This is a genomic window from Chryseobacterium artocarpi (assembly GCF_001684975.1).
GTDB lineage: Bacteria > Bacteroidota > Bacteroidia > Flavobacteriales > Weeksellaceae > Chryseobacterium > Chryseobacterium artocarpi.
On sequence record NZ_MAYH01000051.1, the window covers coordinates 16383 to 28537 of the forward strand.

Annotated in this window: 10 protein-coding genes; 4 read left to right on the forward strand and 6 right to left on the reverse strand. The window is 34.7% G+C overall.

The window, feature by feature from the left end; all coding sequences use genetic code 11:
- Positions 1-120 precede the first annotated feature (120 nt).
- Positions 121-801, forward strand: coding sequence for a TrmH family RNA methyltransferase (locus BBI01_RS21700; protein WP_065396732.1), 681 nt, complete (start codon positions 121-123; stop codon positions 799-801).
- Between the two features lie 81 nt (positions 802-882).
- Here the strand turns inward: BBI01_RS21700 and BBI01_RS21705 are convergent, their stop codons facing one another.
- The 3 genes from BBI01_RS21705 to tsaD are packed head-to-tail and all read right to left on the reverse strand — an operon-like array spanning position 883 to position 2983.
- A complete protein-coding gene (locus BBI01_RS21705) occupies positions 883-1578 on the reverse strand; it encodes an RsmE family RNA methyltransferase (RefSeq protein ID WP_065396733.1) in 696 nt (231 codons plus the stop codon).
- Entirely contained in the window at positions 1575-1970 is a 396-nt protein-coding gene (locus BBI01_RS21710) for a hypothetical protein (protein ID WP_065396734.1), read from the reverse strand. The genes BBI01_RS21705 and BBI01_RS21710 overlap by 4 nt, the downstream gene beginning before the upstream one ends.
- Positions 1967-2983: a tRNA (adenosine(37)-N6)-threonylcarbamoyltransferase complex transferase subunit TsaD gene (gene tsaD, locus BBI01_RS21715; protein ID WP_065396735.1), complete on the reverse strand. Its 1017-nt coding sequence runs from the start codon at positions 2981-2983 to the stop codon at positions 1967-1969. The genes BBI01_RS21710 and tsaD overlap by 4 nt, the downstream gene beginning before the upstream one ends.
- Positions 2984-2987: 4 nt before the next feature.
- Here tsaD and BBI01_RS21720 point away from each other — a divergent pair, with 4 nt between their 5' ends.
- The 3 genes from BBI01_RS21720 (at position 2988) to BBI01_RS21730 (ending at position 8842) form a co-directional block, all read left to right on the forward strand.
- Entirely contained in the window at positions 2988-7790 is a 4803-nt protein-coding gene (locus tag BBI01_RS21720; protein ID WP_065396736.1) for a translocation/assembly module TamB domain-containing protein, read from the forward strand.
- Positions 7791-7924: 134 nt separating this feature from the next.
- Entirely contained in the window at positions 7925-8395 is a 471-nt protein-coding gene (locus BBI01_RS21725; RefSeq protein ID WP_034682046.1) for an Lrp/AsnC family transcriptional regulator, read from the forward strand.
- 69 nt (positions 8396-8464) lie between these two features.
- Positions 8465-8842: a hypothetical protein gene (locus tag BBI01_RS21730; protein WP_065396737.1), complete on the forward strand. Its 378-nt coding sequence runs from the start codon at positions 8465-8467 to the stop codon at positions 8840-8842.
- A gap of 82 nt (positions 8843-8924) precedes the next feature.
- Here the strand turns inward: BBI01_RS21730 and gwsS are convergent, their stop codons facing one another.
- The 3 genes from gwsS to BBI01_RS21745 all read right to left on the reverse strand — a co-directional run bounded on the left by gwsS (position 8925) and on the right by BBI01_RS21745 (position 12154).
- Entirely contained in the window at positions 8925-9926 is a 1002-nt protein-coding gene (gene gwsS, locus BBI01_RS21735; RefSeq protein ID WP_262487300.1) for a grasp-with-spasm system SPASM domain peptide maturase, read from the reverse strand.
- A gap of 386 nt (positions 9927-10312) precedes the next feature.
- On the reverse strand, positions 10313-11215 hold the full coding sequence (gene gwsG, locus BBI01_RS21740; protein WP_065396738.1) for a grasp-with-spasm system ATP-grasp peptide maturase: 903 nt from the start codon (positions 11213-11215) through the stop codon (positions 10313-10315).
- 48 nt (positions 11216-11263) lie between these two features.
- Complete coding sequence (locus BBI01_RS21745) at positions 11264-12154, reverse strand: hypothetical protein (RefSeq protein WP_065396739.1); 891 nt, start codon at positions 12152-12154, stop codon at positions 11264-11266.
- Between the last annotated feature and the right edge of the window lies 1 nt (position 12155).

The window sequence follows — 12155 nt, forward strand, 5'->3', positions numbered from 1 at the left end:
TAGCCCAAAATTACGTTAATTTGCAAAGATTTGAAAATGAATGAAACGCTTATGCTGAAATTTTATCAGAATAAACTGAAAATGGTAGGCGTTTACCTTAGCTATTGAAAAAATAACTGAATGCAGATGAAAGACTTAGCACAAACTTATGAATATTTAAAACAGTTTTTAACAGAAGAAAGACTTACAAAAATTGAACATTTTTCCCAGGAAAGTTCTGATTTTGTACTTCCGGTTGTAGAAGATGTCTATCAGTTTAGAAATGCCGCAGCAATTGTACGTTCTGTAGAAGCGTGCGGTTTTCATAAGGTAGTGGCATTGCAGGAAGAATATAGCTTTGAACCGAATCTTCGTGTTACCAAAGGGGCTGATACCTGGGTAGAGGTTGAAAAACTTCCCAGAAACATGGAATCTTTTCAGAATATAAAAGACAGAGGATATAAAATAGTAGCCGTTTCATTGGAAAAAAATGCTAAAATGCTTCCTGAATATGAAGTGACAGAACCTATTGCTTTGGTTTTTGGGACTGAAATGGAAGGGGTTTCCAAAGAAATTCTGGATTTTGCAGATGAAACGCTGGCGATTCCTATGTATGGTTTTACAAGAAGTTTTAATGTTTCTGTAGCAGCATCCATTTGTATGTATGAATTAAAACAGAAGCTGATGAAATCCGGGATTGATTATAAACTGAATGAGGAAAAGCTTCTAAGAATGAAAATCCTTTGGACGGTAAATTCAATCAGAAGCGGACAGCAGATTTTTGATAAATATCTGAGAGAGAATAATATCGACTGGAAATAATCAATTCAAAATAAAATAGGAGGCTAGTAAACTAACCTCCTTTATTTTTGCCGTAAATAAATAAGAAAACTATTTATTGTACTATATCATATTGTAGTAATTCCAGGCTGCTACAAATACACCTGCCGTTTCTGTTCTTAATCTTTGATTTCCTAATGAAACAGCTTTTATTTTATGCTCAGCCAGAAATGCAATTTCCTTTTCAGAAAAATCTCCTTCAGGACCAATTAAAAAAGTAATCTCTTCCATTTGAGGAATATTTTTAAGCTCCATTCTTTCCAGATTTTCGTGGCAATGTGCCACAAAAGTATGTTCAGGATTGATGGTTTTCAAAAAGTCAGGGAGCTTTACAGAATCATTGATGACAGGGAAGTGAAATCTTAAGCTCTGTTTGGAGGCTGCAACAGCCTGTTTTCTGATCTTATCAATATTGATATTCTTTCGCTCGGTTTTTTCTGTCACGATAATACTGATCTCAGAAATACCCATTTCCACAGCTTTCTCTACGAAAAATTCTATACGGTCAATATTCTTTGTAGGAGCAATAGCGATATGAAGCTTAGGATTGAACCCCGGAAGATTGTTTTTAATTTCTAAAACCTCAATACCTGCTTTTTTTCCTTCAATAAGCAGTTTCCCTGAAGCCAAAGCTCCATTTCCATCCGTTACATGAATTTCTTCACCATCCTTCATACGAAGAACTTTTACGATGTGCTGCTGTTCCTCGTCATTGATGATGACTTTATTATCTGCTATCTCTCCGTAAAATAATTTCATATATCCTGAGTTAAAAATGCAACTCCTGTTTTGATTGTTGTATAAATATCCGTATCACATTCACGGTAGCTGCACATGTATATTTCTTCTATCCATTTATCATTCAGGAAAATAAGGTTTAAATATTCCTGTTTTCTCAAGTTATTCTTTATGGATAGATAATCGCCTTCTTTAGGAGTGTAAGGAAAGCTAAAAAGATGTTCTGAGTTTATTTTTTCAAGAATTTCTTCTTTTATATCCTGGATGTATCCGGTTTCAGAACTTGCTGGAAAATAATCCATAGAATTGTCTGAATCTTCATTTTTACCCGTCACTGTTTCCAGAACCCAGTAATATTTGGAGTTCTTTTTAGAGTGGGTTCCCAGTATTTTTTCTTCTAAGAGTATTTTCATAAGTCGTATTTTGCAGTTGCTGTCGTTCTCAGATCGGTAAATTCACCTCTTTCAAACTTCAGTTGTGCCACCATGGCAATCATTGCAGCATTATCCGTTGTATATTCAAATTTTGGAATGTAAATATTCCATCCTAATTTTTCTTTATTGTTTTCCATCGCCTTTCTTAGTGCAGAATTGGCAGAAACTCCTCCGGCAATAGCAACTTCTTTTACATTAAGTTCTTTTGCAGCTTTTTCAAGCTTATTCATCAGGATTTCGATGATCGTTTTTTGTACAGAAGCACAAAGATCATTGAGGTTTTCTTTAATAAAATCAGGATTTTTTCTTACCTCTTTCTGAATGAAATATAAAACAGATGTTTTAATACCACTGAAAGAATAGTCGTAATTTTCTAACTTAGGTTTATTGAATTTGAAAGCATCTGGATTTCCTTCTTTGGCAAGCCTGTCGATAATAGGTCCCGCAGGATAATCAAGATCAAAAATTTTCCCGATTTTATCAAAAGCTTCACCGGCTGCATCATCAATAGTTTTCCCGACGATTTCCATGTCAAAGTAGTCTTTAACGAGCACAATCATGGTGTGTCCTCCACTTACCGTAAGGCAAAGGAAAGGAAAAGTAGGCGGCACAGGATTTGCATCCTCGATGAAATGGGCAAGAATGTGCGCTTGAAGGTGATTTACTTCAATTAATGGAACATTAAGGCTCATAGCCAAAGACTTAGCAAATGATGTTCCCACAAGAAGAGATCCCAGAAGTCCGGGTCCACGTGTAAATCCTATAGCGGAAATTGCATTTTGTTGTATATTTGCTTTGGTAAAAGATTTTTCAACAACGGGAATTATATTTTGTTGATGGGCTCGCGAAGCCAATTCAGGAACCACACCTCCATATTCTTTATGGATAGCCTGATTCGCAGCAATGTTTGAAAGAATAGAATTCCCCTTGATGATAGCTGCTGAGGTGTCGTCGCAAGACGATTCAATACCTAAAATTATAGAGTCGCTCATAATAATGGCAAAGTTAGAGAATAATAACGAGAATGAGAATAAAAAATCAGTAGCTGAAAACCTAGGGGATCAGGTACAGAAAACTGTGGAGAATGTAGAGGGAAAGGTACGGGAAACAGTGAAAGAAGCATCTGAACTGGCTTCGGACGCTATTAATCATCCTGTAGAAACAGCAGAAGAATTCGGAAAACAGGCAATTAAAGATGTTACCAGCTATAGCTGGTGGGCAAAGCTTCTTCTTATTCTATTTTGGCTGGGTCTTTTTCTTGTAGCAGGAATTCTTGTAACCATTAATCTTCCGGTAACGAAACAATGGGCAGCAGATCAGGCTTTAAAGCTTGTAAATAATGATTTTAAGTCCGGATTTTCTACTGAAAGTGTAGATGTAAACTATTTCGGAGATGTAACGATAAAAGGGTTAAAAGTAAAAGATTACAAAGGATTAGACTTTATTCAGGCACGTGAATTCCGGGCAGACTCAGACTGGATTTCCCTTGCTGTGAATGCTATTTCAGGAAAAAGTAATTCTTTAAGTTTCAATTCCCTTACCCTTGTTAATGCTGATGTAAAAGTCATTACTTATAAAGGTGATAGTATCTCTAATTTTGTACGATTCACCGAACTCTTTGACGACGGTAAAAAAAGAGATCCTAAGAAGCCTCCATTTCAGTTGAATTCAAGAGTTCAGATTCTTGATTCTAAAGTTTCCATTGTCAACGAAAATTCTCCCGGAGAGCAGGGAAAGTGGCTTACCGCAACAAAATTTAATTTAAAAGCTCCGAATGTAAAGGTCAACGGACCGAATATTTCAGCTTTAATTAATAATATGTCTTTTGTGACGACAAGATGGGGGAAATCTCATATTGTAGACACGTTTTCAACGGAACTGTCTTTAACCAAGCAGTTTTTATCATTAAAAGACCTTACTTTAAATACAGATCATACTTTACTTCAGGGAGATATTAAATTTAATCTTCACGACGGCTCATGGGCAGATTTTGCGGATAAAGTTCGCTGGGATATGAATATTGAACAGGGAAGTCAGGTAAGCGGTTATGATATCAGTTATTTTGTAACGAACTGGGACAATATTAAGCCATTTAACCTTTCAGGAGTAATGACGGGACCACTGAATAAGTTTCATTTGGAAAACTTTCTCATCCGAAACCCAGATGTAAATATTGCTACCAAAACAATGAAGGTAGATAACCTGCTGAAAGGAAATTTCTCTATAGAAACCAAGGATCTTTCTGCAGATTTTACCTATAAAGATTTAAAGGCGATGATGCCTTCCTTTATCTCCAAAAAAATGAAAAATTTTGCGGATGATTTTGGGAAGCTAAAATATAATGGAACAGCAAAAGTAAATCCTAATCAGGTGTATGTGGATAGCGGAAATCTGATCACAGGAATAGGACAGGCAAAAATTTCAAAGCTTTCTTTGACAGGGTACAGTACTGCAATGCCAAAATACTCAGGTTATTTAGAAGTGAAAGACTTAAATACTTCTGTGATTACCAAAAATAAAGCAGTAGGGCTGATCTCAGGGAAATTTGATCTTAACGGACAGAGCTTTGATGTGAATACCATGCGTCTTACCACAAAATCCCAGATTGCCAGCATTGAAATTATGGATAAAGAGATTAATAATCTTTATCTGGACGGATTGCTTGATCATAAAAAATATAACGGACTTATAACGGTAGATGACGAACAGGCAAAAGCTACTATTAAAGGACTGATAGACTTCAGTACCTCCAAAATAGCAATGGATGTAAATGCAGATGTAAGATATCTGAACATGAACTACTTCACCAATAAACCGGGAAGTCAGATTGTGAGCGGGCAGGTAGAAGGGAAAATGTCTATGTCATCCATCAATGATCTTACTTTAGACGTCAATGCTAATAATCTGAACTTTGCTACTGCTACTCAAAAGTATAATATCCCGAATGCAAAATTAAAAACTTTTGTAGATGGCGGAGGACGCGTCATTGATGTAGATGCACCGGGAGCAGCAACAGGGAAAATATCAGGAAGATATAGCCTTGCCGATCTTGCCGGAATGGTAGAAAACGGAATAGGAAAGATTCTTGTAGGACCACCACCTAGAAAACTGTACAGAGGACAGAACTTTGCGATGAAATTTGATGTTCAGCAAGGATTGGTTAATTATTTTTTACCGGATCTTAAACTTCCTAATGGTGCTTTGGTAGACGGAGAATATGATGGTAATTCCAATAACCTGATACTGAATCTTGATGCCTCTGCCTTGAAATATATCATGACCAAAGAAGAGGAAATTACTGATGCAGATAAGGCATTGGCAGATTCCAATCCTGACTATAAGGTGAATGAAAGGAAAAGCCTTAGCCGTGATAGTGCGATGGTAGATAGTGTGAAGGTAAGGATAAATACAGCGAATCTTGATCAGCAGATATATGCACGAATCAACAGATTAGAATACAATAAAAATATTATCAAAGATTTCGAGCTTAAGGGTAATAATGAAAACGGAAATACCCTTCATCTTGCCACTGTATTTAAACACGGAAGCCCGGATGATGAGATTAATGAAAAACTTAAAGAATATGCCATCAATGTTGACCAGTCTACAGATGCAGCAGGTGATTACGTCTTTAGGTTTGAACCTACGGAGGTTAAATTCAATGAAGTTACCTGGGCAATAGATACCAGCCCGGAACTGAATCATTCTATTACTTACAGAAAAAATACAGGAGATTTTGATATTCGGAATCTTAGGGTTTATTCAGATAAAAGTGCTTTGTTTATTAAGGAAGCACAATTTAAATCTGCTAAAGACTTTTATGTAGATGCTGATATCAATGACTTTGCGATAGAAAAGCTATTGGAAATGCAGTCAGGAGGAAATGGTATGAATATCCAAGGACTTGCCAATGGAAGTGTAAAGATTAAAATGGATAAAAGTACCTTACAGCCGCTTGTAGATCTTACGGTAGACGATATCAAGATGAATGGGAATGATATGGGAGATATTTCCATTTCAGCGACCAACGGATTCTCTCTGAATGTGTATGATATTGATGTAAAAGTACATTCTGCGGGTGTTTTAGGAAATAATAGTTTGAACCTTACCGGAACGGTAAATAATAATACAGCCTCACCTGTAATTGATTTAACTGCAGAAATGCGTGATTTTGATTTGTCTTTCACACAGCAGTTTGTTCAGACGATCTTTGGAAACATGAGGGGGAAAGCGACCGGAGATCTTAAGATCAATGGAAAACTTAATAATCTAGATTACAGCGGTGATATTGCTTTAAAAGATTTCGGATTAAAACTCTTATTTACAGGAGTAGATTACGCATTCGATGATACGGTAATTCAGCTGACAAGGGGGCTTGCCATCCTGAACAACATTGAAGTGCATGACGGAAGATCCAATTCAAAGGGGAATATTTCCGGGGCGATTCAGTTTGAAACCCTTTCTTCTATGGGGGTATCACTCGTAATGAGAGCTGATAATCTGTTAATGCTTAATACTACTCAAAAAGATTTTGATCTTTTCTGGGGAAGAGTTTACGGACAGGGAGATCTTTATGTGGACGGACCTGTTTCCGGATTGAGTATTACAACGCCAAATATGAAGGCTCTTAACGGAAGTACTTTCACCTTTAATTCCAGTTCGACCTCAAACGTTGAAGAATTTAAGATGCTAAGGTTCCTGAAAGAAGGAAAAGATGGTTTGGTTACTTTAGATGAAAAGAAAAAAACCGGTGCCAATATGAATATTGATTTCAATCTGGCTGTAGATAAAGGAACAACCGTAAATGTACTGGTAGGAGATGATGTTGGGAATATTACTGTGCAAGGAGTCGCAGATCCGCTGAAGTTCCAGATGAACAGACAGGGAAATATTGCCATGAGCGGAACATATAAAGTAGATAACGGAACATTTGTTTCTAAGGCAATTCTTAATAAAACATTCCAGATTGAAAGAAACAGTAGTATAAGATGGGATGGTGATGCGATGAAGCCAGCTCTGGATATTACCGCAAACTATGTAAGAATGGTTTCCAATGCCGGAGAATATCTGAGTATGGGAAAACTGCAGCCCATCAGTATTTTGCTACAGGCTAATATTACCCAATCTCTTACAGATCCTAAAGTAGAGCTTAATGTGACGGCTTTAGACGTATCCAGTCAGGTAAGAGAAACTCTGGCTGCAAAAATGAGTCAGGAAGGAGAAAAAGTACTTCAGTTCGGTTCCGTTCTTTTGTTAAGTACATTCAATGTATCCAATACCGGTGGGGTGGATGTGAATGTAGGAAACGTTGCCGAATCTTCAGGATATAATATGCTTCTGAAACAATTAGGCTCCGTATTGAATACGATGAGTAATGAATTCCAGATTGACCTTAATTATGTAAAAGGTGATCAGAATGCTAACATTGGAGACAGAGCAAATGCCGGATTCAGTGTGGCTGTTTCGCCTAGGGTAAATATTAAAACAGGATTAGGGATTCCATTGTCTAAAACTGACGCGAATAATAGTGGTGCACAAAACAATTATCTGTCTGGTGAAGGGTCTATAGAATATGACCTTTCTAAAAAGAATGACGGTACTTTATTGGTTCGAGGCTATTCTAAACCTACCAATATTGGTATGGTAAGTACAAACGGTTCTGCAAATCAAGCCTATGGAGTAGGGGTGATGTGGAGCAAAAGCTTTAATTCTTTGTTTAAAAAGAAGAAAAAAGACAAAAAAACTCAAGAGACCAAAGCTGAAATAAAAACAGATTCTATAAAATCAAACAGTAAATAATTTGAATATTTTAATGATTTTTATCATCCGTGTTAATTATTGTTAATATTTGATATATTTTTTTTAGTTAAATTATTTTTTGTAAATTTGCAAAAAATACATAGATTTTTTAAAGAAATTGTAATTTAACTAATATGAACTATCAACTGGACGAAATAGACAAGAAGATTCTTGATTTCTTAGTAGAAAACACAAGAATGCCTTTTACAGAGATTGCTAAGCAGATGGATGTTTCTGCTGGAACAATTCACGTAAGAGTGAAAAAGATGGAAGATGCAGGTATTATTTTGGGATCATCTCTTAACATCGATTATGGTAAGCTGGACTATCACTTTACAGCTTTCATCGGAATCCTTTTGACAAAATCAAACCGTACTCAGGAAGTATTGAAAGAATTGTCAACTATTCCTAACGTAATCGAAGCTAGTGTTATTTCCGGAAAATATAATATTTTCTGTAAAGTAAGAGCGAAAAACACTGATGACGCAAAAAGAATTATTTATCAGATCGATGACATTCAGGATGTAATGAGAACTGAAAGTATGATTTCTATGGAAGAATACTTAAGTGACAAAAATAGACTGATCAACGCTATCTCTATTTAATTCAAATTTTAAACGAATAACTATAAAAGAACTTATGAAATCTCTCATAAGTTCTTTATTTTTGTACCTATGGAAGAATACAGCTATTTTGACGAAGATCCTAAAAAAGGATGGGGATTTGTACTGGCATTTGCAGCCTTAATGTTGTTTACCGTAATGGGCTTGGGAATTGATGTTGATGAATATCTTCAGCATGAGTACCTTGAGATCCCGAGATGGTATTTTTACGTTATCTTTTCAATTGATGCTTTGATGATGATAGGATTGGTACTGATGTTTTTCTACAGAAAAGTGGGAATCATTATGTTCCCGATATTATTGGTGCTGCATTTCTTTATGCACAATTATTACCTTTCTACTTTCCTGTATACGGATGTAACGAACCTTTTCCTTTTTACAGGTTTTGGAATGCTTGCCATTATTCCGAAGTGGAAATTTTTTAAATAAAAATAACCGATATTATAAATATCACGAACCGCTTTTAAATTCTATTTAAAAGCAGTTCGTGATTAATAAAGAGATGAAAACACTATCTGATCTCCAACGAATTGAATATTTTCTTCTTTAAAGGATTTTTTGTCCAGTCTTTCCATTCGCCTGTATAAGGATTATAACCGCATTTCAAAGGTTTGGAAATATCAAGACCTGCTTTGTTTTCATCGCTGCCTTCCGTGTAAGCTCTGCAGTCTGTACATACATATCGAAATTCACAGTCTTTACAGATTTCTATGCTGTCTTTGGTTAAATCCCAATATTTTTTGAAACCATGCTGATCGATGGCTTCTTCAAGGCTGCTGTTATGAATACTTCCAAAACTTTCCGGCATTAAGGGACAATTTTTAATATTTCCATTTTTATCAATACCGATTTTCTTGTGAAGGCAGGAATTGTGATTGATGGCTTCCAATACTTTACTGATGTTGGTATTGAAGTATTTCAGTTCCACTTTTCCACAGGCAGATAGTTTCAGCTCGTGTTTAAGGAACTTTAAAGAGAACCTGAATTCATTGTTAGCTTTGAAAGGAGATTGGGAACAATTGTAGAAAGTGAGACTGTATATTCTGACTGTATTTTGATGGATAGTCTGTACAAAAGAAAGGTCTATGTTCTGATGAAATGGGGATAATATTTCTATACCGGATAAAACTGAGGTTTTAAAGGTAACATCAATCTCTATCAATTCCTTTGCTGTAAGTGGTTTTAAACAATAAATAACCAAATGCCTTATTCCGAGATTTTCTACAGAAGATTTGATCTTATTGAGTAGGGTTATTTCTTCCAGCTCTATAAAGATATGGTTTATGGTGCTGGGGTCATGATAGTCATTGGAAAGGGGAGGGAAATTACGGTCCCAATCATTTTTACTTATGAATCCATATTCTTTTTCTAGCAAAAGGTTGAGGTATTCCTGTACAATTTCTTTAGACTCTTCATCATAATTTTTCATCATATCTTCAATGGAATGGGATTTTAATTCTACAATAATCTCATACAGCTCCAAAGGATATAATTCTGACGTGTTTCTCTGCAAATCTGAGATAAGTATCCGAGTTGACCTTTAGTGGGTAGAATGTTGCTGAATAGATTAAAATAGGTCATGAGCTAATAGTTTTATATAGAGAACGATCTTAAAGTGGATTATACTCAATTTGTGATTGAGTTTAATGAGGTATATCTGTGTTGAACTTTGTGGTTTCTTTTCAATAGGATTCATCTGAATCTGATACTTGAAAATGCTCTATAATAATCGATGCAATGGTTTAAGAGGTTTTTCTCTAGGATAAAAGACCGTTTGAAATTTGTCCGAATTTAAATAGTATAAGGAGTCACTATTTAATTTACCTGTATTCTTGGTTTTAAATAGATCAAGATATTTAAATGTTAATGGTAATTTATTTTTTTCTTTATATAACCTTTTCATAAATATTCAGCTAATTTTTGTTCCAATGCATAATTACACGTATATGATAAGTTTGAAAACTGACCAATTGGATTGATTTCCAGGAAATAATATTTTTCTCCTCTTTTTATAAAATCTATAGAACCACAATTGATATCTAAAGACTTCATTAATAAGTTTATTTTTTCTTCTAAATATTTTGGAAGATCATACGGAACGTTTCTATTGGGCTTCTTTTTATTGTATTTTCTAAAGTCTGTTTTGGTTTGTTCATCATTCTGCGAGAAAATTGCCATAGACCAGCAATGGGAATTCAAATAAAAGGTTCTTATCTCAAAGTCTTTTTCAATTTTTTCTTGGAAAAAAGTGATGAAAAAATCTTGACTTTCGTGCTCTTCAACTAATGTTGTATACATAAACCCGCTGAAATCTTTTTTGATTTCATCCAAAGTCACATTTCCATTAATTGTTTTTAGAATGGTTTTATTGAGCTTAACCTGATTGGTGTTTTCTGCCAAAAAATATTCAGGGATGTCAAAGCCTAATTCTTTGGCTTTATCAAGAACAATAAGTTTGTTGATAAGTGATGTACTTTCTTTATTGATATGTCTTTTAGATTCAAGCGTTTTCTGTATATAATCTTCAAGCCAATATTGAGTTTCATTCATATGAAGAAAAATTGAAGGATTGCTGTATTTTAATCTATTGAAGTTTAAGCCACCTCTCCTGTACCAAACACTTTCTATTTCATCAATAAAAAATCTATTGCGGCTGCTTTCAATTAAGATTCTTTTGTTAATGGTTTTGATTTCAAATACTTCATCTTCATGAACCCGGATAAATTTTTTCTTCAGAACCATCAAATGCCTGATTACTTCTATTGTAGCTGTTTCATTTTTTTGCGAGATAATAAGTATCATAAGTGTTTTTCTTAAAAAAAATAGGGTAAATTACAGATGATAGGTATATTATCGTGTGATCTTCTTTTGAAAATCTTTGGTAATATTTGAAGACTTTTTTAAGCTTGGAAATCCGATAGCTTTCCGGTTTCTATTGATGCGTGCTGAGTCCGAAGCATTAAAATCAGCAGTAGAATAATGAGAGAACATTCCATAAATAGATTCAGAATTGTTAATATATTGATGTTTATCCACCATTTCAATATAATCTCTGGGAGTACATTCTCCGGATCTTACATACTCCAGCAACTTTATTTTAAAATATTCATAGTTCTGAGAGCCTGCCATATGATTAAGCAGCACACCCATGGGCATAAATCTGCTATTATTCCCGGTTAGTCCGATTTTTTGTTTTGATGGATATCCATAATTTTTAAATGTCCATAAGAGGAGATCTGCATTTTTTCTATCATTGATTTCAACTGCTGGTCCACGTCGTTCATTATATTGATCTCTTTCAAATGCAACACTGAAAGAGTCAATCAATTTTTTATTTAATCCTTTCTTCCATTCATTTACTTTCTGTTCTAAAGCCATACTATCAATACCATATTTTTTATAAAGCTTAAAAAATTCTGCATCTTCTCTTTTATATTTCCAGTATGGTGCTACCTGTGCTATTAATTTGTCCAGACTTTTATGCCCACCGAAGTTTTTATTATATCGGTCAGCATATTTAATATAGTTTTCATATTCTTCTATTCTTTCATTTTGAACAGGGGAATATTTTCTAAATAGCCTTTTATACTTTTTAATTGTAGCCAGAGTATCCTTATTTACTCTATGAATACTGTCTATAGTATATACTTCGTGATAATATTCAATATAGTTTAGCTTTTTACTTTTACAGGAAAAGAAAAACAGCAGTATAAGCAGTATGACGTTTATTTTTATATTCATG